Here is a 20,395-nt window from a genome sequence, read left to right on the forward strand (position 1 = left end):
ACCTGACGGCGCAGGGGGATACCGGCGCGCGACCGTGCATACTCGCGCGCGCCCTAAAAACCATATTTCAGCAAGGATCCCATGTCAGGACACGGCTTTCACGTGCACGGCCCGCACGACCACGAACTGGAACACGCTGCATCAGGCGGCCATGGCAGCGGCCATGACGACACAGCAGCAGCGCATTCCGGCGGCATGAGCATGACGAGCAAGATCGCGGTGTGCACCGCCGTGATCGCCACCGTCGGCGCGATCTTCTCGTATATGGGCGGGGCCACGCAGGCCAACGCCGGCCTCTACAAGAACAACGCCGCCATCAAGAAGACCGAGGCTTCGAACCAGTGGAATTACTTCCAGTCGAAGAGCACCAAGCAGGCGCTGGCTGAGTTTGCGCGTGACACCGCGACCGACGATGCTCGCAAGCAGGGCTGGCAGGTCAAGGTGGCGCGCTACGAGCAGGAGAAGACTGAGATCCAGACCGAGGCGAAGAAGCTGGAGGCGGAGGCGAGCCGGTGGGATGCGCAGTCTGATGAGCAGATGCACCAACACCATCGGTGGGCTCAGGCGACTACTGTGCTGCAGGTGTCGATTGCCCTGGCTGCCATTGCGCTGCTGACGAAGAAGAAATGGCTTGAGCGGGCGATGTTCGGCGTGGCGGCTGCGGGGCTTGTGGTGGGTGGGTTGGCGGCGTTTCACATCTAGCGCGTACCGCCTTCGCTCAAGGCGACACGCAACGACTGCATCGTGGTGTCGGCTGTTTCGATCCGCCGCTGCAATTCTTCATTAACCACCCGCACTAGCGCGCCGAGTTCGGTGCGGGTCGGATAAACCTCTTCGGTATCGTTCACCCCCTGTGGAACGATGAGCTTTTCGAGACCCACGTACGCACGCTGCACCTCGTGAAGACTGTCGATGTCATCGCATGCTTGCAGCGCAAGCGATTCAACGCTGGCGGCTTCAGAAGATTCGGGAAGTGAGTGAAGGTGCGCGGACGCACGAGCGGATGCAGCCATGAATGGCCTCCAAGTGATTGCGGTTTGCTGAAACCGACGCACTCAACGCCAATTGAGGGCGGCAGCTCGACGGGTTGGCGTACCGGGCAATCACTTGCGTGAAACCGGCAGGGCGCGAGCCCTCCCGTCGAGCCGCCAAAACTGGAGGCACGAACGACAAAGCCGCAGACTCTGCGGAGAAACTGCGGCTTGCGTCGCAGTGATTGCACGGGACGCCAATCCCGATCACGCCTGTTTTTGACGTGACGGCGCGCAGTATAGCCACGCAGATACCTGTGATTCGAGGAGGGGCGGGATGGTCCTGCGCCTCACAGCCCCGGAGTTGGACCTGCTTCGGTGGAATGCTGCAGTGCGATACAAGCCAAGCCCATGACAGGTACGATTTCGCCGTGGCCGCATCCACACGGCCACCGTCTCCTCCCGCGTATGCCCCTAACCCGAGCAACCTCGTCCATGACCGCCTCCCACCGCCAGCCCGTTGCACTGAACAAAGCCTACCGCCTGCTGAACCACGGCCCCACCGTGCTAGTGAGCGCCGCGCATGGCGGCCAGCGCAACATCATGGCAGCGGCCTGGGCCATGCCGCTCGACTTCGATCCGCCCAAGGTGGCGGTGGTGCTCGACAAGAGCACCTGGACGCGTGTGCTGCTCGAAGGCGCTGGCACCTTCGCGCTGCAGGTGCCGGTGCGTGCTCAGCTCGACCTGACCGAGGCGCTGGGCAACAGCTCTGGCCGCGAGATCGTCGAGAAGTCGGGGCAGGACAAGTTCGCCGCCTATGGGCTGGAGACTTTCACAGGCACGGCCACCGATGCGCCGTTGCTCGAAGGCTGCGCGGCCTGGCTCGAATGCCGGCTGCTGCCCGAGCCCTCGATCCAGCAGCGCTACGACCTGTTCCTTGGCGAGGTGATCGCCGCGCAGGCCGATGAGCGCGTGTTTGCCAACGGTCGCTGGAACTTCACCGGGCACGACGAACTGCGCACCTTGCACCACGTGGCGGGCGGGCACTTCATCGTCGATGGCGATGCGGTCGACGCGCAGCCACTGCCGCCGCTGTCTCGCTAGAAGAAGTTCAGGCCGAAGTGCCCCGCGCCGCGCGGGGCACCAGCATCGCCCGCAAGGCCAGTACGCCGCACACGGCTGCCGCCAGTGCCAGCAGCACGGCCCAGAGCAGGCGCGAGGGCGATGCAGCGTCCAGCCAGTCGGCCAGCAGCAAGGTGGTGATGTTGTAGGCGGCGTGCAGCGCAATGCACGGAATGAGCGAGCGCGTGCGCTCGTACAGCCACGCGAGCACGGTGCCCATCACGAAGCCGACCACGAACTGGTAGATGTTCATGTGCGCCGCGCCGAAGAACAGCGCCGACATGAAGATTGCCTGCCCCCGCGGATAGCGCTGCAGGAAGCCGCGCAGCACGATGCCGCGGAACAGCATTTCCTCCAGCAGCGGCGCCAGCACGCACACCGCGAGCACGGCGGCGATGCTGCCGTCGGCCATGCGGCTGAACATCGATTCTTCCCAGGCCGACAGCGGAACAACGCGCATCAGCAGGTTGAGCGCGGAAGTAATCGTCAGCAGCAGCGCGGGCACCAGCAGCAGCACCGGCGGCACCACGAGCATGAGCACTGCCCCGGCGGAAGCCGGCGACTGGTGGAACAGCTCGCGGTACGTGAGCTTCTGGGCGTGCATCACCACCGCGAACACGCAGCCGTTGCCCAGCACGGCTGCGAGCACACCGATCTGCATGGTGTTGAGCTCCAGCCATCCGTTGGCGTCGCGCAGCGCTGCGCCAATGACGAACTCGCAGAGGAACAGCGCCACGAACAGGAGGGCGGCTTGCGCCACCGAGGGAAAGGCGGCGCTTTTCGGGGAGGGCATTGGGCGGGGCGCGGAGGGAGGGTGGCGCGGATGTTACGCGACCGGCTTGTCAGCCTCGCTGCAGGTGTTGCGAGAGCGGCGCGAGCGCTATCCCGCTGCTGCCGTCCTGCGCCGCCAGCACCAGTTCGCGCAGCAATGCGTACTCGCGCAACCGGGCAGCGCCGTGCGGGTCGCCCGGCTCGATCCCGGCGGAGGGGTGGCACATGAGCACGTCGCCGGTATTGCATGCCGAGATCCATTCGGACAGGCGCTGCTCGTGTTGCTGCATGTCGCCCGAAAAATCGTAGACGCCCAGCAGGTGGGTGCTCACGGGAATGCCGCGCCGCGCGGCCAGTGCGGCCAACTGCGGGCCACCCAGTGCGTGGATGACCCGGGCCTTCAGCCGCTCGGGGCCCTGGCGCAAGCCCGGCGCCGTGCTGCGGATCCAGGGCGGCGACGCGGCATAGCGCCGCGCGATTTCCTCCACCAGCAGATCGCGCACGACCGGGAACTGGTGCACGTGCCGGTGCCCGTCGACGAAGGCGGGCGCGCGGCCCATGGCATCCTCGAAGCGCGTCAGCTGGTCGCGGATGTCGGCCTGCAGCCCCGGTGCGAACACCGTGCGCGTGTACGTCCGTGCGAGCAGCCCCAAGAGCCCGGGCTCGGTGCCACCGGCACGCGCGGGCCGCGTGAGGTCCAGATGCAGGCCGGCATCGAACCGCGCCGGATCGATGCGCCGGAGCATCCTCGTTCCGGTCAGCCAGGCATCGCGTCGCACCATGCAGCTGGCCGCGGAGATCTTTCCCTGCTCGGCCAGGTCGAACACGGCGGAGTTGATGCCCGCGCTCATGCCGAAGTCGTCCGCGCAGATGCAGAGGTAGCGCAAGGCCTCACTCATCGCCGTTCGTCCCGGAGGTTGGGGCGGGTGCGGCATCAAGGCAGTGCGGGTCGCTCGTGGCGCTGCCTGCGAAACGCCATGCGGCGACGCCGTCGTTCACCGCCACCAGTTGCGCGCGGAAGAGCCAAGGGTGCGTGAGCTGCGCCGTATTCGAAGCGACGAGCCATGTGGTGCGCGGCAGACACAGCGTGGCCGCGAGTTGCGTGCGGTCGATCAGCGTGCGGGCCGCGCGCTCCGGCTCGAAGCGGCCGGCGTCGGAGATCTCCTTGCGCCAGTTGTCGCGGGTGTCCAGCGCTGCCGCCTTCCAGTCGTCCGACACCAATACCGGCCCGCGCAGGTTCCAGTAGAAGGGAATGTCGTAGTAATAGCTGTCGAGCATCAGCACCTGGTCGCCGGGCGCCACCGCCTGCCCGACCGGCAGCCGCAGCCGTGTGCCCGGCGGCGATGAAAGGATCGAAATGGCAACCACGCAGGCGATGCACACGGCGGCGGCCCCCAGCGCCATTACGCGCACCTTGGGTAGCAGCGTCTCCAGCACGCGGCCGGCGAGCACGCGCTGCGCGATCAGGTACGCCAGCGGCGGCAGGGCAGGCAGCACGTAGCCGACGAGCTTGGAGCGCGGCAGCGAGAAGAACACCACGATGACTGCGAGCCAGATCCACATCAACCAGTCGACATCGCTGAGCCGGGCGTGCGCGGTGCCGTCCTTGCCCCTGGGCACGAACACCCACGCGAACCAAGGCAGCGTGAAGCCTGCGAGCACCGGCAGGTAGAACCAGAAGCCATGCTCGTTGTTGAAGCCCGATGAAGCAAAGCGCCGGAAGTGCTGCGTGATGACGAAGTAGTCGAAGAACTCCGGGTACTTCATCTGCATCGCGACGAACCACGGGCCGGCCACTACCAGCACGATTGCCCAGCCGGGCAGCCACAACGCGAGCCGCAGTGTTGCGAGCCTGCGCGTTGCCGCGCACCAGATCGCGATCACCATCGCGGGCAGCACGAGGCCGATCAGGCCCTTGGCCAGCAAGCCGGCCGCGGCGAACAGGTAGGCGCCAGCCAGCAGCGCCCGCCATGGTTCCCCGCGCTCCTTCGCCATTGCGGCGCCGGCCGCCAGCAGCACCGTGGCAGAGATGCAGCCAGCCACCAGCATGTCGAGGTTCGCGAACTGCGCGCCCAGGAAGAAGAAGGGCGTGGTCACCAGCACCACCGCCGACAGCAGCGCCTGCGGCACTGTCGTCCATCGGCGCAGAAAGAAGAACAGCGAAGCCGCCGCTGCGCCACCACCCAGGACGGACGGCAGCCGCGCCGCCCATTCCACCGGCCCCGTCACCGCCATCGCGGCGGCGCCGATCCAGTAGAACAGCGGCGGCTTGTGGAAGAAGGGCAGGCCGTCGAGCCGAGGCACCAGCCAGTCGCCGGAGTGCAGCATCGCGAGCGCGACGCCGCCGTAGCGGCCCTCGTCAGGCGCCATCAGCGGACGGAGCCAGGCGGTGGCCAGCAGCCACGCGAAGAGCGCGGCAATGAGCCACAGCGGCCGGGGCACGGTCCGCCATGCAGAGTCGAATTGCTTCATGGCTTGCCGGTCTCGATCCCCGTGCCGCGCTCTTCGCGCACCACATACAGCGGGCGGCCCTTGACCTCCTCGTAGATGCGCGCGATGTATTCGCCCACGATGCCGGTAGAGATCATCTGGATGCCGATGAAGAACATCAGGCTCACGACGATGGTGGTCCAGCCCGAGACGGCATTGCCGAACAACAGGTGGTCGATTGCCACGAAGGCGCCATAGCCGAAGGCCGGCAACGCCAGCAGCAGGCCCACCACGCTGACCATGCGCAGCGGCCAGGTGGTGAAGGCAGTGAGCCCGTCGATGGCCAGGCGCACCAGCCGGCGTACGTTGAAAGTGCTGCGGCCTTCCGCACGCGGTGCGGGCGTGTAAGGCAGCGCCACTGCGCGAAACCCCACCCAGGCGTACAGCCCCTTCATGAAGCGGCTGCGCTCCGGAAGGCTCATGAGCGCATCGACCACCTTGCGGTCCATCAGGCGGAAGTCGCCCGCATCCTTGGGCACGGCGAAGCGGTCCGACGAATTGACGAGGCTGTAGAAGAGCCGGCTGCCGATCTGCTTGAAGCGGCTCTCGTCGCTGCGCTCTTCGCGCACCGCATACACCACCTCTGCGCCGGCCACCCACTGCGCGACCATCGTGTGGATGAGTTGCGGCGAATGCTGCAGGTCGCCGTCGAGCAGCACCACCGCATCGCCCGTGGCAGCGGCAAGGCCTGCAGTGAGTGCGGCCTCCTTGCCGAAGTTGCGCGACAGCGAGATGCAGCGAAAGCCCGAGAGCTCGCACCACGCCTCGGCCACCGCGGCGGTGTCGTCGGTGCTGCCGTCGTCCACCACGATGATCTCCCAGCGCATGTGCGTGGCCCAGAGGATGTCCTCGAGCAGTGGCAGCAGGTGCCGCAGGTTGGCCGCCTCGTTGAAGCAGGGGATCACACAGGAGATGCTGCGCGCTCCGGTCGGCGGAGTGAAAGGCGTGGCTGCGCGTGGTGCGGGCGCCTCGGCCTGCTGCAGCCTGGCCGGTGCGCGCGAATGCCTGCTGGCGTTGCTCGGGGAGATCATGGATGCCTCCAGAAAGAAGCGGCCGCTGTCTTGTCGTCGCGCGCGCGGCCAGCGTGCGACGCCGGAAAAGAAATGAACCGGTGCGCGATCCATTGCGCGGCGGCGAGCAGCCCTGCGATCGCGACCGCGAGCAGCAGGCCGGCTGCGATGTCGAGCGGGAAATGAACACCCACGTAGACGCGCGCCCATCCGGTGATGGCGGCCAGCAGCAGCAGCGGCACGCTCAGCCTGCGCAGGCTGGGGCGCAGCAGGAAGGCCAGCGCCACCATGAACATCACCGTCGCGTGCGTGCTGGGCAGCGAGCCGCGACCCGCATGCTCGATGTACGACGGCGCCAGCCCCAGCATGAAGGGCCGCGGCGCGTTGAGCGACAGCGCAATCGCGTGCGAGGCCATCGATGCGAAGCCCGCGAGCGCTGCCACGATGCAAAGGTAGGCCCGGTCGGCGCGATGTCGCCACAGCGCCACAACGAGCACGCCCGCGCACAGCCAACTGCCCCAGAGCGCGAAGGCCGATGCAACCGACAGCACCCACGGCGTCGGCTGGCTGCCGGCCGTGAGCCATTGAAAGAGTGTGAGGTTCAGCGCATTCATGGCGCCACCTTCTTCGGCAAGCTGGAGAAAACAATGGGCGTGCGACAGCACCCGGTGCGGCGCGCGCACCAGAAAAATCCGGACATGGTCAAACCTTTCGAGAGGGACGCAGGAGCCCGCAGCGCGAAGCAGCGGACCACCAGACGCGCGAGGCGTCGTGTCTCAGATCCCGGAAGGTGGTGCAGCAGTGGGCGGCAGAAGCCGCCAGGGCTGCGAGAGAGGCGGGGCACCGCCGTGCGGCGGCACGTGTTCGGGCGCTTCGCGCACGATGGGCATCACCAGCCGTGCGACAGCCACGGCCAGCGGCAGCAGTGCCAGCACCATCGCCATCAGCGTGTTCAGCCCGAGCTTGAAGGCATCGGGGTGGTCGATGCTCGCCGGCGCCTGGGTGAACACGGTGGTCTCGCGGTCGGACGGATGATCCGCACGGTCGTCGGCTTCGAACTGCGTGGTTTCGCTGAGGCTGCGCAAACGCAGCATCGGCTCGTCTTCCAGCCCGTCGCAGCGGAAATGCACCGCGATGAAGGGCTGCAGAAAGATCAGCAGGATGCCGGCAACGCACCACGCCTTGTAGTGCGCCTCAGCAAAACGACGGATGCGTGCGAGCAGCATGCACGAATGCTAGGAGGCTCGTGTGAACAGAACCTGATCGGGCGGGTCAGCATCCCGCAAGGTTGAGGATGACGTGCGTGTGAAAAGGCCTTCGTGGGCTGCTTCATCGACCCCTCGTGCCGCAAGGCTGCTTCTTGACCCTGGAGTGGCTTTGGGGCTTTCAATCGCCTGCATGAATCCAGCTCTTCAGCATCAGGCTTTTGACCGTGAAATGTCATTCGCGCGCGCCGCACTGGCAAACGGCGACACCGCACAAGGGTGGCGTGCGCTCGAACTTGCACACGTCATCGGGCAGTCGCGCTTCCTTCTGCATCTGCGCGTTCATATGGCGATGCTCGGTGTCGCGGTGCGGCACAACGACCTGAAGGAAACGGGCGCACAACTGTTGCGCTTGGCCTTGGTTCCATTGGGTCACATGCTTGGCCGCCTGCCCGCCTTCAACCCCGGCAGTGGCCGCGTGAGTGCGCTATCGCCTGCTGACTGGCCTGGCGAACTCGACCCTCACTCTCTCGAGCGGATCGATCCTTCGGCATCACCACGCCGTTGCTGAACGACGCTCACGCGGAGACGAGCTTCGGCCGCCCGCTAAAGCAAAAACGGAATAAACCGCCGCGTGCCCCGCATATAAGCGCGATAGTCATCGCCGAAGTGCGCGATGCACTCCTGCTCGTCGCGCAGCGCCGTCAGAAACAGCAGCACCGTGGCCGCAACAACCAGCGCCAGCGTGAGCCATGTGAACTGCTTGAGAAAAGCACCCCACGCCAGCAGCATCAGCGCCGTGTACATCGGGTGGCGGATGTAGCGGAAGGCGCCGGTGCTGACGATGGTTGAGGTTTTTTCAAAGCTGTACAGCGCGGGGTCGTCGCTGCGCGCCTCGGTCGGCTTGCCCTGCGCCTTGAGCAGTCGCACCGCGTGGATCGGCAGCCAGATCGACAGCACGAAGAAGAGCGACGAGACGATCTGCTTGGGCGAGAACGGATCGTCGTGCCACATGGGCAGGTTCACGACGATCAGCACCAGCATGCATTCCCATGCGAAGAAGCGGTAGAAACCGTGCGAGCCGGGCTGGCTCAGCGGGCCGCGCGACACGTACAGCAAAGCGGCCGTGCCGGCGACGAAAAGGAAGAGCTGAATCCAGAAGAGCATGGCGGGCGAATTTACACGGCCCGCGGGCATCAGCCCGAAATGGAAAACCCGCCGTCGACGGGAATGGCCGTGCCCGTCACGTAGTCCGACGCGGGGCTCGCGAGGAACACGGCGGTGCCGGCAATGTCGGCCGGCTGGCCCCAGCGGCCGGCGGCGGCGCGGGCCTTCACCCGCTCGTACAGGCCCGGAACCTGGCTGCGCGCGCCATCGGTCAGTTCGGTCTCGAACCAGCCCGGCAGGATCGCGTTGACCTGGATGTTGTCGGCCGCCCATGAGAGCGCCGTCGACTTGGTGAGCTGCACGATGCCGGCCTTGCTCGCGGCATAGGCCGGCGCATAGGGCGCGCCGAAGATCGACATCATCGAGCCGATGTTGATGATCTTGCCGCCGCCCGCGGCCTTCAGGTGCGGGTGCGCGGCGCGGCTGCACAGGAAGGCGCTGGTGAGGTTGGTGTTCATCACCTGGTGCCACTCGTCCAGCGAGAGCTGGTCGACCGGCTTGCGTATGTTGGTGCCGGCGTTGTTGACCAGGATGTCGAGCCGGCCGCAGCGCGCGGCGGCGTCGTCGAACAGCTTCTGCACCGAAGCTTCGTCGCTCACGTCGGCTTCGAGCGCGAAGCTGTCGCTGCCCAGCGCCTTCAGCGCTTCGACGGCAGCGGCCGACTTCTGTGCATTGCGCGCGGCGACGATGACGCGCGCACCGGCCTTGGCAAGGCCCTGAGCCATGCCGAGGCCGATGCCCCCGTTGCCGCCCGTGACGAGCGCGACTTTGCCAGTGAGATCGAACATCAGGTAGAGGCTGGAGTGGAGGTGGTTTCGGGTTTCTTGGAAACGAGCGTCAGGATATCGTAGCTGGCGACCAGCTCGCCGTCCTGGTTCGTCACTTCCACGTCCCATGCCACCACGCCCTGGCCCTGGCCGCTCGCGTCCTTCTTGTTGCGGTCGATCTTGCGCTTGCAGGTCAGGCGCGCCTGGATGGTGTCGCCGATGCCCACGGGCTTGGTGAAGCGCAGCGTGTCGAGGCCGTAGTTGGCCAGCACCGGTCCCGGCGATGGCGACACGAACAGCCCGGCCGCGGCCGACAGCACGAAGTACCCGTGCGCAATGCGCTTGCCGAAGGGCGACTGCTTCGCGGCCACCTCGTCGAAGTGCATGTAGAAGTAGTCGCCCGAGATGCCGCCGAAGGCCACGATGTCGGCCTCGCCGACGGTGCGGCGGTGCGTGAGCAGCGAGTCGCCGATGCGCAGGTCTTCGAAGTAGCGGCGGAAGGGGTGCACATCGCTCTCGCGCACGGCCGCGCCGCGCACGTGTTCGCCGGTGATGGCGGCCAGCATGGTGGGCGAGCCCTGCACCGCGGCGCGCTGGAGGTAGTGCTTCACGGCGCGCAGTCCGCCGAGCTCTTCGCCGCCGCCCGCGCGGCCGGGGCCGCCGTGCTTGAGCTGCGGCAGCGGCGAGCCGTGGCCAGTCGACTCGGCCGCGGCCTCGCGGTCGAGCACCAGCAGGCGGCCGTGCCATGCGGCAGCAACCGGGATCGCCTTGGCCGCGATGGCCGGGTCGCGCGTGACCAGCGTGCCCACCAGGCTGCCGCGGCCGCGCGCGGCCAGTGCCAGCGCCTCATCGATGCCGTCGTAGGGCATCAGCGTGCTGACGGGGCCGAAGGCCTCGACGTCGTGCGCGGCGTCGTGTTCGAGCGGTTTGCGGCTCAGCAGCAGCGTGGGCGCGAAGAACGCGCCTTCGCTCACGCCGTCGCCCACCGGCGAGAAGCCGTCGCGCTCGCCGTACACCAGCTCCGCGCCCTTCAGCAGCGTGGCCACGCGTTCGGCCACGTCGGCCTGCTGGTCGCGCGAGGCGAGGGCGCCCATGCGCACTTCTTCGCGCGACGGATCGCCGACGACAGTTTTCGCGAGCCGCGCGCGCAGCCGCTCGGCCACCGCATCGAGATGCTGGCGCGGCACGATCGCGCGGCGGATGGCCGTGCACTTCTGGCCGGCCTTGGTGGTCATCTCGCGCGCCACTTCCTTCACGAAGAGATCGAACTCCTCGTCGTCGGGCGTCACGTCGGGCGCGAGGATCGCGCAGTTCAGCGAGTCGGCCTCGGCGTTGAACGGGATCGACTGGCGCACGATGTTCGGGTGCACGCGCAGCTTGGCAGCGGTATCGGCCGAGCCGGTGAAGGTCACCACGTCGGGGCCTTCGAGCCGGTCGAGCAGGTCGCCCGTGCTGCCGATCACGAGTTGCAGGCTGCCCGCAGGCAGGATGCCCGACTGCACGATGAGGCGCATCAGCGCCTCGGTGAGGTAGCTGGTGGCCGTGGCCGGCTTGCCGATGCAGGGCATGCCCGCGAGGAAGCTGGGCGCGAACTTCTCGAGCAGGCCCCAGATGGGAAAGTTGAACGCGTCGATGTGCACCGCCACGCCGCCGCGCGGCACCAGGATGTGCGTACCCGCGAAGCCGCCCTTCTTGCCGAGCGGGAAGGCCGGGCCTTCGTGCACGAGGTTGCCCGAGGGCAGCTCGTTGGTGCCGATGCCGGCGTAAGCGCTCAGCGTGCCCGCACCGCCCTCGATGTCGATCCAGCTGTCGGCGCGCGTCGCACCCGTGTGGGTCGAGACGGCGTAGAGCGCTTCCTTGTTCGCGGCCAGGTACTTGGCCAGCGCCTTCAGGCGTTCGGCTCGCTGCTGGAAGTCGAGCGCCATCAGCGCGGGAATGCCGGTGCGACGCGCGTACTGCAGCGCCTCGGCGAAGTCGATGGCCTCGGCGTGCGTGCTCGCCACGGGCTGGCCGTTGACGGCACTGCGCAGTTGCTGCGCAGCCTGCTGGCCGATCCAGCGGCCGGCGATGTAGCTTTGGAGGGTGGTGGTCATGGTGCGTGTCCTTTGGTCAATGGCGCCGGCTCGAAGACTGGGTCAGTCCTTCTTGCCGATGCCCAGGTAGGTGTCGATGATTCGTTGGTCGTGCAGCAGGTCGCGCGCCTTGCCTTCGAGCGCCACGGCGCCCATTTCGAGCACATAGGCGCGGTCGGCCACCTGCAGCGCGGCGCGCGCGTTCTGCTCCACCAGCAGCACCGACACGCCATGGCTGCGCAGCTGCGACACCACGCGCAGCACTTCGCGCACCACCAGCGGTGCAAGGCCGAGCGAGGGTTCGTCGAGCATCAGCAGGCGGGGCCGCGCCATCAGCGCGCGGCCGATGGCCAGCATCTGGCGTTCGCCGCCCGAGAGCGTCGATGCCATCTGCGGACGGCGTTCGCGCAGGCGCGGGAAGATCTCGAAGATCTCGTCCATGCGCGCACGCTGGTCGCGCTTGCCCTTGCGCCACTGGTAGAAGCCGCCGAGCAGCAGGTTGTCTTCGACCGACATCTCGCCGAACAGCTCGCGCCGCTCGGGCACCAGCGCCACGCCTCGCGCCACCATCGTTTCGACGCCGGGGCGAGCGATGCGCTCGCCGCCCAGCGAGAGCCGGCCGGTGGACTGCAGCAGGCCCATGGCAGCGCACAGCAGCGTGGTCTTGCCGGCGCCGTTGGGGCCGATCACGGTGACGATCTCGCCTTCGTTCACCTGCAGGCGCACGTTGTGCACCGCCTCCACGGTGCGGTAGGCAACGCAGAAGTCCTCGAGTTGAAGCAGAGGGTGGCTCATCGTGCGTCTTCCAGCAGTTCGTCGTCAGCGCCGCCCAGATAGGCTTCGAGCACGCGCGGGTTGGCCTGCACTTCGGCGGGCGTGCCGGTGGCGATGACGGTGCCGAATTCGAGCACCGTGATGCGGTCGGCGAGATTCATCACGAACTCCATGTCGTGCTCCACCACGAGGATGCCGAGGCCCTCGGCGCGCAGCTGGCTCAGCAGCACAGAGAGGGCTCGCTTTTCAAGATGGCGCAGGCCAGCCGCGGGTTCGTCGAGCAGCAGCACCGAAGGCTGGCCAGCGAGTGCGCGGGCGATTTCGACCACGCGCTGCTGTCCCAAAGAAAGCGATGCGGCGGGCGTGTCGGCATGTGGGCCTAGGCCGCAGCGTTCGATCTGCTTGCGGGCTTCGGCCATCAGCGCGGCTTCTTCGGCGCGGTCCAGCCGCAGCATTGCCGCGAGCCAGCCGCGCTTTGCGCGCAGGTGGGCGCCGAGCGCGACGTTCTCGACCACGCTGCGCTGGCCGAGCAGGCGCACGTGCTGGAAGGTGCGGCCCAGGCCCAGTGCGGCAAAGGCGCGCGACGGCTTCGTTGCCATCGACTGGCCCGCGAGCTTCACCTCGCCCGAGGTGGGATCGTCCACGCCCGAGATCATGTTGAAGAAGGTGCTCTTGCCAGCGCCGTTCGGGCCGATCAGCGCGTGGATCTCGCCGGCCTTGAGCGTCATCGAGATCGAGTTGTTGGCGACGAGGCCGCCGAAACGCTTGCTCACGTCGCTGGCTTGCAGCAGCAGTTCGCCACTAGGGGGCAGGGCGCGTTGTGCGAGCTGCACGGTAGAGGGAGTCTTGGCGAGCGCTGCTGCGGCGGCGGCCTTGCCCGCCGAGTCATCGCGCACCCAGCGGCGCACGATGCGCGCCAGCGTGGGCCACAGGCCATCGGAGAAGCGCTGCAGCACGAAGAGCATCAGCAGACCGAACACGATCACTTCGAAATTGCCGCTGCTGCCGAGCAACGCGGGCAGGATGTCCTGCAGCTTTTCCTTCAGCAGCGTGATCAGCGTTGCGCCCAGCACCGCGCCCCACAGATGGCCCGCGCCACCGACCACCGCCATGAACAGCAGCTCGATGCCGATGTTCAGGTTGAAGGGCGTCGGGTTCACGAAGCGCTGCAGGTGCGCGTAGAGCCAGCCCGACACCGCTGCGAGCAGCGCGGCCAGCACAAAGAGCTTGATGCGGTGGCGTGCCGTGTCCACACCCATCGACTCGGCCATGAGCCGCCCGCCCTTGAGCGCGCGGATGGCGCGGCCTTCGCGCGAATCGAGCAGGTTGTGCAGCGCCCAGAGCGCCAGCAGCAGCGCCGCCCAGATCACCACGCCCAGCATGCGCGGCGTGGCCAGCGACACGCCGGCCACCACCAGCGGCGGCACGCCGGTGATGCCGGTCTGCCCGCCCAGGAAGTCCATGTTGCCCAGCAGGTAGTACAGGCTCAGGCCCCAGGCGATGGTGCACAGCGGCAGGTAGTGGCCTTGCAGCTTGAGCGTGACCGAACCCAGCGCCCAGGCCAGCGCGAAGGTGAACACCAGTCCCAGCAGCAGGCCGGCCCATGGCAGCAAGGCCGGGCTGACCGCGCCGCCCAGCCACGCGGCGGCGGTAGGCGACGTGCAGATCCACGCCGTGGCATAGGCGCCCATGCCCACGAAGGCGGCCTGGCCGAAAGAGGTCATGCCGCCCACGCCGGTCAGCATGACCAGCCCGGCAGCGACCAGCGCATACAGGCCGATGTTGCTGAGCACCGAGACGGTGAATTCGGGCAGGAAGCCCCAGGCCAATGCCAGCAGCACCACGCACACCAGCGTGAGCTGGCGCGGCGTGACCAGCGGCTTGCCTTCGGGTTGTGCGGGCACGGCAATGTTGTTCGGAGAAGACGCGCTCATTCTTCGTCCTCCACATGATGGCTGTTGAGCGAACGCCACCACAGCACGGGAATGATCAGGGTGAAGACCAGCACTTCCTTGAACGGGCTGGCCCAGAAAGAGGCGAACGATTCGAGCTGGCCGACCAGCAGCGCGCCGGCCAGTGCCAGCGGATAGCTTGCGAGCCCGCCGACGATGGCGGCGACGAAGCCCTTCAGGCCTATGAGGAAGCCGGTGTCGTAATACACCGTGGTGATCGGCGCGATCAGCAGGCCCGAGATGGCGCCGATGAGCGCCGCGAGCGCGAAGCTCAGGTCGCCCGACAGTTCGGTCGGAATGCCCGACAGCCGTGCACCTACGCGGTTGATGGCGGTTGCGCGCAACGCCTTGCCCACCATCGAGCGGCCGAAGAACAGGAACATGGCGATCACCAGCAGCAGCGTGACGCCAACCACTACCAGCGATTGCCCGCTGACCGGAATGCCGCCGATGTCGAAGCGAGCCTCGGAGAACGGCGTGGTGCGCGAACCCTCGGCGCCGAAGAACAGCAGGCCCAGGCCGACCAGCACGCCATGCAGCGCGACCGAGACGATCAGCAGCATCAGCACGTTGGCATCCGCCAGCGGCCGGTAGGCCAGGCGATAGAGCAGCGGGCCGAGCGGCATGATGAGCAGCAGCGTGGCGAGCGTCTGGCCCGCCATCGAGGTCGGCTTGAGCAGCAGCACCAGCGCGGCCGCCGCCACCGGCAGCACCACGCACCACGCGAGCGCGGAGGCCCAGTCGACCACCGCGCCGCGCTTCCAGCGCCAGAACTCCACCAGCAGCACCGCGACAGCCAGCACCAGCAGAAGCCACAGCGTGGCCGGCACGCGGCCGGCCTGCAGCATCGCCATGGAGAGCGCCCCAAAGGCGACGAACTCGCCCTGGGGAATGAAGATGACGCGCGTGACTGAAAACACCAGCACCAGCGCGAGCGCCATCAAACCGTAGACGGCACCGTTGACGATGCCGTCCTGCCCCAGCAAAAGGGCGATCTGCGAATCCATATAACAACAGCCTTCGGGCGGCGCCCGTTAGTCAGATCGGGAACACCGAGGAGCCGGCTTTGCCGGGCCTCCGGTGTTGCCCCCGGTAGGGGGTAGGAGAAGCGACGCGAAGTGCGCGAAGCCTGGGGGCGAGCCCAGTTGATCAGGGCTGGTATTTCCAGGCGCCGTTTTCGATCTTCACCATCACGCGGGCGCGTTGGTCCAGGCCCAGGTGGTCCTTCTCGGTCATGTTGAAAACGCCATGTGCGCCCGACACTTCCTTGGTCTGCTCCAGCGCATCGCGCAGTGCGGCGCGGAACTCGGGCGTGCCAGGCTGTGCCTTCTTCAGCGCGACCGGCACGGCCGAGCTCATCAGCAGGCCGGCGTCCCAGGCGTGCGCGCCGAAGGTCGACACCGTGCCCTTGCCGTAGGCGGCTTCGTAGGCTGTCACATAGGTCAGGGCCGACTTCTTCACCGGGTTGCTGGCGGGCAGCTGGTCGGCCACGAGCACCGGGCCGGCCGGTAGGAAGGTGCCTTCCACGTCCTTGCCGCCGACGCGCAGGAAGTCGGCGTTCGCCACGCCGTGCGTCTGGTACATCTTGCCGGTGTAGCCGCGCTCCTTGAGCGCCTTCTGCGGCAGCGCGGCCGGCGTGCCCGCACCCGCGACCAGCACGGCGTCAGCCTTCGAGGCCATCATCTTCAGCACCTGGCCCGTCACCGAGGTGTCGGTGCGCGCATAGCGTTCGTTGGCGACCACGGTGATCTTCTTCAGCGCGGCGGCCTTGGCGAATTCTTCAGACCAGCCTTCGCCGTAGGCGTCGGCAAAGCCGATGAAGGCGACGGTCTTCACGCCGTTGGAGGCCATGTGCTCGGCAATGGCGAGCGACATCATGATGTCGTTCTGCGGCGTCTTGAAGACCCAGCGCTTCTTGGCGTCCACCGGCTCGACGATGCGGGCCGAGGCGGCCACCGAGATCATCGGCACCTTGGCCTCGCTGACCACGTCGATCATGGCGAGCGAGGTGGGCGTGGTGGAAGAACCCAGCACGATGTCGACCTTGTTCTCGGTGATGAGCTTGCGCGTGTTGGCCACGGCTGCGGTGGTGTCCGATGCGTCGTCGAGCACGATGTAGTTGATCTTCTGGCCCCCGAGAGTCTTGGGCATCAGCGAGATGGTGTTCTTCTCGGGGATGCCGAGCGAGGCGGCAGGGCCGGTGGCCGAGACCGTCACGCCGACAGTGACGTCGGCCCACGATGCGGCGGCGGTGGCGCACAGCGCGGCGATCAGCAGGGGCTTGAAGAAGAATTTCATTTGGTCTTGTCTCCGGGTTGAAAAAAACGTTGAAGTGCTAGCGCTCGTCGAATGAGAGCGTTACTCGTTCGGTCAGGGGGTGGGCCTGGCAGGTCAGGATGAATCCCGCGGCTACTTCATTCTTGTCGAGCGCGAAGTTTCTTTCCATGCGGACTTCCCCGTCAACGCACTTTGCGCGGCAGGTGCCGCACACGCCCGAGGTGCACGAGAAGGGCACTTCAAGGCCCGCAGCCGATGCCGCGTCGAGGATGCTGGGCTGTCCTTCGGTGTAGGTGATCTCGCGCTGCAGGCCGTCGCGCACGATGACGATGCGCGCCTGCTTGGCGTCTCCGGGCTGCGCCTCGTGCACCACCGCGCCCACCTGGGTGGCCGAGGGCAGGGCGACGCCGAAGCGTTCGATGTGGATGCGGTCTTCGGGCACACCGGCTGCCAGCAGCGCGGCCTCGGCTTCGTCGTTCATCTGGAACGGGCCGCACACGTACACGTGGTCGATCTGCGCAGCCGGCACCACGCTCTTGAGGAACTCGCCGATCTTCTCGCGGTTCATCACGCCGAAGCCCAGCGGCGAATCGGTGTGCTCGTCGGAGAACACATGCTGCAGCACGAGGCGCGTCATGTAGCGGTTCTTCAGGTCCTCGATTTCTTCCTTGAACATCGTGGACTGGAGCTGGCGGTTGCCGTAGATCAGCGTGAAGCGGCTCGCGGGCTCCCGGGCCAGCACCGTCTTCATGATCGACAGGATGGGCGTGATGCCGCTGCCGCCTGCAATGCCCACGTGATGGCGGGCCGAAGCCGGCTCGATGGGCACGAAGAAGCGGCCCTGCGGCGCCATCACCTGCAGGGTGTCGCCGGGCTGCAGGCTGGCGTTGATCCAGTTGGAGAACACGCCACCGCGCACCTTGCGCACGCCGACGCGCAGCTCGCCGTCGTCGAGGCCGGCGCAGATCGAATAGGAGCGGCGCAGGTCTTGGCCGTCGATGTCGTGGCGCAGGGTGAGGTACTGGCCCTGCGTGAAGCCGAAGACTTGCTGCAGGTCGCCCGGCACTTCGAACGAGACGATGACGGCCTCGGCCGTATCGGGCTCGATGGCCTTCACGCGCAAGGGGTGGAAGAGGGTGCTCATCGCTTGGGGCGCTTTTTTAGATTGGCTTGAAATGTTCGAAAGGCTCGCGGCAGGCCATGCAGCGATAGAGCGCCTTGCAGGCGGTCGAGCCGAAGGCCGAAAGGCGTTCGGTACGCTCGCTCGCGCAGCGCGGGCAGGCGATGCGTTCGCCTGCGATGCGGCCGAAGAGCTTGATCGGCATTGCGGTGTTGGCCGCGGCTTCGGGTGTGAGGTGGGCCGGTGGCGCGATGCCGTAGGCCTTGAGCTTGGCGCGGCCTTCGTCGCTGATCCAGTCGCTGCTCCAGGCGGGGGCGCGGCGCAGGGTGGCGCGGGCGCGGCCGAGGCCGGCCTGCTCGATTGCGGCCAGCACGTCGTGCTCGATGGCTTCGGTCGCGGGGCAGCCGGAGTACGTTGGCGTGAGCACGATCTCCAGGCCGTCGTCGTGCTCGATCACGTCGCGCACGATGCCGAGGTCGCAGACCGACACGGCCGGCACCTCGGGGTCGAGCACGGTGTGCAGCACGGCCCACGCGGCATCGGCGCGCGAGGCTGCCATGAGGTCGGCCGTGGTCACCACACGCCCCCGGGGTAGCTGCGCTGCAGGTGCTGCATCTCCGCGAGGATGTAGCCCATGTGCTCGCTGTGCACGCCGCGCTTGCCGTTGCTGCGGAAGGCAGCTTCCTTGGGCATGGCGAGGCCGGCCGCGTCGAGTACCTGCTGCATCTCGCCGAGCCAAGGGTCGCGCAACTCGCTCCACGCCGGGCCGAGGCCGCTGGCGCTGGCTTCGGCATCCACCGCGTCGCTCTCGAAGAGCTCCGGCACGTAGAGCCACAGCTGCTTCAGCGCTTTTTCAGTGCGTTGGCGCGATTCGTCGGTGCCGTCGCCCAGGCGCACCACCCAGTCGCCCGAGTGCTGCTGGTGGTAGCGCGCTTCCTTCACGGCCTTGCCGGCGATGGCGGCCACTTCGGCGTCGTTCGATGCGGCGAGGCGCTGCCACAGCAGCTTGAGCAGCGTCGAGACCATCGTGTTGCGCACCACGGCAAAGGCGAAGTCGCCGCGCGGCAGTTCGGCGATGGTGAGGTTGAAGTAGTCGCGCTCGTCGCGCAGGTAGGCCAGCTGGTCTTCGTCGTGCTCGCGGCCGGCTCCTTCGAGCTTGCCGGCATGCGTGAGCAGCGCGCGCGCCTGGCCGACGAGGTCGAGCGCGATGTTGGCCATCGCGATGTCTTCTTCCAGCACAGGCGCGTGGCCGCACCATTCACCCAGGCGCTGCGCGAGCACGAGGCAGGTGTCGCCGATGCGCAGCAGGTACTGCACGGCGGGTGTGCGGTTCAGTTCGATCGATGCTTGCATGGTCCTGGCCTTGCTCACATGTGGTCGACCGACTTGGGCAGCGCGTAGAAGGTCGGGTGGCGGTACACCTTGTCTTCCGCCGGGTCGAAGAACATGTCCTTGTCGCCCGGGTCGCTGGCCACGATCTGCTCGGAGCGCACCACCCAGATGCTGCTGCCTTCCTGGCGGCGCGTGTACACGTCACGCGCCATCTGGATCGCCATCTTCGAATCGGCCGCGTGCAGGCTGCCGCAGTGCTTGTGGTCGAGACCGGCCTTGCTGCGAACGAACACTTCCCACAGGGGCCACTCTTGCTTGCTGTCTTGGGTATTTGGGGCGCTCATGCGGCCTCCTTCATTGGTTGCTTGTTGGCGTGGGCCATCGCGGCTTCGCGCACCCATGCGCCGTCTTCCCAGGCGTCGACGCGCGCCTGCAGCCGCTCGCGGTTGCAGGGGCCGTCGCCGGCGATCACGCGCCAGAACTCGCTCCAGTCGATGGCGCCGAAGTCATGCGCCTGGCGCTCTTCGTTCCACTTCAGGTCGGGGTCGGGCAGGGTCACGCCGAGGATGGCTGCCTGCTCGACGGCGGCGTCGATGAACTTCTGGCGCAGCTCGTCGTTGCTGAAGCGCTTGATGCCCCAGCGCATCGATTGCGCGCTGTTGGGCGACTGGTCGTCCGGCGGGCCGAACATCATGATCGACGGCCACCACCAGCGGTCGACCGCGTCCTGCACCATCGCCTTCTGCGCGTCGGTGCCGTGGGTCATCATGGTGAGCAGGGCCTCGTAGCCCTGGCGCTGGTGAAAGCTCTCCTCGCGGCAGATGCGGATCATGGCGCGGGCGTACGGCGCGTACGAGCAGCGGCAGATCGGCACCTGGTTCATGATGGCCGCGCCGTCGACCAGCCAGCCGATGGTGCCCATGTCGGCCCAGGTCAGCGTGGGGTAGTTGAAGATCGAGCTGTACTTGGCCTTGCCGCTGTGCAGCGCGTCGAACATCTGGTCGCGCGAGGTGCCCAGCGTTTCGGCGGCGGCATACAGGTAGAGGCCGTGGCCGCCTTCGTCCTGCACCTTGGCCAGCAGGATGGCCTTGCGCTTGAGCGTGGGCGCGCGGCTGATCCAGTTGCCTTCGGGCAGCATGCCGACGATTTCGGAGTGCGCGTGCTGACTGATCTGGCGCACCAGCGTCTTGCGGTAGTGCTCGGGCATCCAGTCTTTTGCCTCGATGAAGTCGCCGGCATCGATGTGCGCGTCGAAGCGCTCTTCGAGCTGCATTTCCTCGGCGGAGCGCACGGCCTTCTGCTTGCCGTCGCCTGCGTCCTTGCCCATGGTGTCCATTGCCTGGGTGTACATGTGCGTGTCCTTTC

At 67.2% G+C, this 20,395-nt stretch carries 22 protein-coding genes; 3 read left to right on the top strand and 19 right to left on the bottom strand.

From position 1 onward, the window contains the following. Positions 1-81 precede the first annotated feature (81 nt). On the top strand, positions 82-702 hold the full coding sequence (locus ACTG4X_RS08505; RefSeq protein WP_440533599.1) for a DUF4337 domain-containing protein: 621 nt from the start codon (positions 82-84) through the stop codon (positions 700-702). On the opposite strand, the gene ACTG4X_RS08510 is transcribed toward ACTG4X_RS08505, so the two are convergent. After that, positions 699-1,013, bottom strand: a complete 315-nt coding sequence (locus ACTG4X_RS08510; RefSeq protein ID WP_440533600.1) for a hypothetical protein — start codon at positions 1,011-1,013, stop codon at positions 699-701. The genes ACTG4X_RS08505 and ACTG4X_RS08510 overlap by 4 nt on opposite strands. 453 nt (positions 1,014-1,466) lie before the next feature. On the opposite strand from ACTG4X_RS08510, the gene ACTG4X_RS08515 reads away from it, so the two are divergent. Next, positions 1,467-2,075, top strand: coding sequence for a flavin reductase family protein (locus ACTG4X_RS08515; RefSeq protein ID WP_440533601.1), 609 nt, complete (start codon positions 1,467-1,469; stop codon positions 2,073-2,075). 7 nt (positions 2,076-2,082) lie between these two features. Here the strand turns inward: ACTG4X_RS08515 and ACTG4X_RS08520 are convergent, their stop codons facing one another. The 6 genes from ACTG4X_RS08520 to ACTG4X_RS08545 form a co-directional block, all read right to left on the bottom strand. Further along, positions 2,083-2,886, bottom strand: a complete 804-nt coding sequence (locus ACTG4X_RS08520) for a CPBP family intramembrane glutamic endopeptidase (RefSeq protein ID WP_093172409.1) — start codon at positions 2,884-2,886, stop codon at positions 2,083-2,085. A gap of 49 nt (positions 2,887-2,935) precedes the next feature. Further along, positions 2,936-3,763, bottom strand: coding sequence for a ChbG/HpnK family deacetylase (locus ACTG4X_RS08525; protein WP_440533602.1), 828 nt, complete (start codon positions 3,761-3,763; stop codon positions 2,936-2,938). Continuing rightward, a complete protein-coding gene (locus tag ACTG4X_RS08530) occupies positions 3,756-5,336 on the bottom strand; it encodes an ArnT family glycosyltransferase (RefSeq protein ID WP_440533603.1) in 1,581 nt (526 codons plus the stop codon). The genes ACTG4X_RS08525 and ACTG4X_RS08530 overlap by 8 nt, the downstream gene beginning before the upstream one ends. Beyond that, entirely contained in the window at positions 5,333-6,385 is a 1,053-nt protein-coding gene (locus tag ACTG4X_RS08535; protein ID WP_176928692.1) for a glycosyltransferase family 2 protein, read from the bottom strand. Before ACTG4X_RS08535 ends, ACTG4X_RS08530 begins: the two co-directional genes overlap by 4 nt. Then, positions 6,382-6,978, bottom strand: coding sequence for a phosphatase PAP2 family protein (locus tag ACTG4X_RS08540; protein ID WP_093172401.1), 597 nt, complete (start codon positions 6,976-6,978; stop codon positions 6,382-6,384). The genes ACTG4X_RS08535 and ACTG4X_RS08540 overlap by 4 nt, the downstream gene beginning before the upstream one ends. A gap of 162 nt (positions 6,979-7,140) precedes the next feature. Continuing rightward, positions 7,141-7,590 carry a hypothetical protein gene (locus ACTG4X_RS08545; protein WP_440533604.1) on the bottom strand — a complete coding sequence of 150 codons (450 nt, stop codon included), beginning with the start codon at positions 7,588-7,590 and terminating at the stop codon, positions 7,141-7,143. A gap of 172 nt (positions 7,591-7,762) precedes the next feature. Between ACTG4X_RS08545 and ACTG4X_RS08550 the strand changes: the two genes are divergently transcribed. Further along, on the top strand, positions 7,763-8,140 hold the full coding sequence (locus tag ACTG4X_RS08550; protein ID WP_093048810.1) for a DUF3703 domain-containing protein: 378 nt from the start codon (positions 7,763-7,765) through the stop codon (positions 8,138-8,140). Positions 8,141-8,175: 35 nt separating this feature from the next. On the opposite strand, the gene ACTG4X_RS08555 is transcribed toward ACTG4X_RS08550, so the two are convergent. The 12 genes from ACTG4X_RS08555 to paaA form a co-directional block, all read right to left on the bottom strand. Beyond that, positions 8,176-8,736, bottom strand: coding sequence for a methyltransferase family protein (locus ACTG4X_RS08555; RefSeq protein WP_440533605.1), 561 nt, complete (start codon positions 8,734-8,736; stop codon positions 8,176-8,178). Between the two features lie 29 nt (positions 8,737-8,765). Then, positions 8,766-9,524 (bottom strand): SDR family NAD(P)-dependent oxidoreductase, encoded by a 759-nt coding sequence (locus ACTG4X_RS08560; RefSeq protein WP_440533606.1) that lies wholly within the window; start codon positions 9,522-9,524, stop codon positions 8,766-8,768. Continuing rightward, complete coding sequence (paaZ, locus tag ACTG4X_RS08565; protein ID WP_440533607.1) at positions 9,524-11,596, bottom strand: phenylacetic acid degradation bifunctional protein PaaZ; 2,073 nt, start codon at positions 11,594-11,596, stop codon at positions 9,524-9,526. Before paaZ ends, ACTG4X_RS08560 begins: the two co-directional genes overlap by 1 nt. Positions 11,597-11,638: 42 nt before the next feature. Further along, positions 11,639-12,370 (bottom strand): ABC transporter ATP-binding protein, encoded by a 732-nt coding sequence (locus ACTG4X_RS08570; protein ID WP_258350892.1) that lies wholly within the window; start codon positions 12,368-12,370, stop codon positions 11,639-11,641. Next, positions 12,367-14,283, bottom strand: coding sequence for a branched-chain amino acid ABC transporter ATP-binding protein/permease (locus ACTG4X_RS08575; protein ID WP_440533608.1), 1,917 nt, complete (start codon positions 14,281-14,283; stop codon positions 12,367-12,369). Before ACTG4X_RS08575 ends, ACTG4X_RS08570 begins: the two co-directional genes overlap by 4 nt. Next, complete coding sequence (locus ACTG4X_RS08580) at positions 14,280-15,308, bottom strand: branched-chain amino acid ABC transporter permease (RefSeq protein ID WP_440533609.1); 1,029 nt, start codon at positions 15,306-15,308, stop codon at positions 14,280-14,282. The genes ACTG4X_RS08575 and ACTG4X_RS08580 overlap by 4 nt, the downstream gene beginning before the upstream one ends. Positions 15,309-15,450: 142 nt before the next feature. After that, positions 15,451-16,599, bottom strand: a complete 1,149-nt coding sequence (locus tag ACTG4X_RS08585; RefSeq protein WP_258350889.1) for an ABC transporter substrate-binding protein — start codon at positions 16,597-16,599, stop codon at positions 15,451-15,453. A 37-nt stretch (positions 16,600-16,636) separates the two neighbouring features. Beyond that, on the bottom strand, positions 16,637-17,722 hold the full coding sequence (gene paaE / locus ACTG4X_RS08590) for a 1,2-phenylacetyl-CoA epoxidase subunit PaaE (RefSeq protein ID WP_093048832.1): 1,086 nt from the start codon (positions 17,720-17,722) through the stop codon (positions 16,637-16,639). A gap of 16 nt (positions 17,723-17,738) precedes the next feature. Beyond that, entirely contained in the window at positions 17,739-18,257 is a 519-nt protein-coding gene (paaD, locus tag ACTG4X_RS08595; protein WP_440533610.1) for a 1,2-phenylacetyl-CoA epoxidase subunit PaaD, read from the bottom strand. 14 nt (positions 18,258-18,271) lie between these two features. Then, entirely contained in the window at positions 18,272-19,051 is a 780-nt protein-coding gene (paaC, locus tag ACTG4X_RS08600) for a 1,2-phenylacetyl-CoA epoxidase subunit PaaC (RefSeq protein ID WP_440533611.1), read from the bottom strand. A 14-nt stretch (positions 19,052-19,065) separates the two neighbouring features. Further along, the gene (paaB, locus tag ACTG4X_RS08605; RefSeq protein WP_093048835.1) at positions 19,066-19,374 is read right to left on the bottom strand and encodes a 1,2-phenylacetyl-CoA epoxidase subunit PaaB; all 309 of its coding nucleotides are present in this window, start codon (positions 19,372-19,374) and stop codon (positions 19,066-19,068) included. Next, on the bottom strand, positions 19,371-20,381 hold the full coding sequence (paaA, locus tag ACTG4X_RS08610; RefSeq protein WP_440533612.1) for a 1,2-phenylacetyl-CoA epoxidase subunit PaaA: 1,011 nt from the start codon (positions 20,379-20,381) through the stop codon (positions 19,371-19,373). The genes paaB and paaA overlap by 4 nt, the downstream gene beginning before the upstream one ends. Positions 20,382-20,395 lie beyond the last annotated feature (14 nt).

The sequence above is a fragment of the Variovorax sp. YR566 genome (assembly GCF_051992195.1).
Taxonomy (GTDB): domain Bacteria; phylum Pseudomonadota; class Gammaproteobacteria; order Burkholderiales; family Burkholderiaceae_C; genus Variovorax.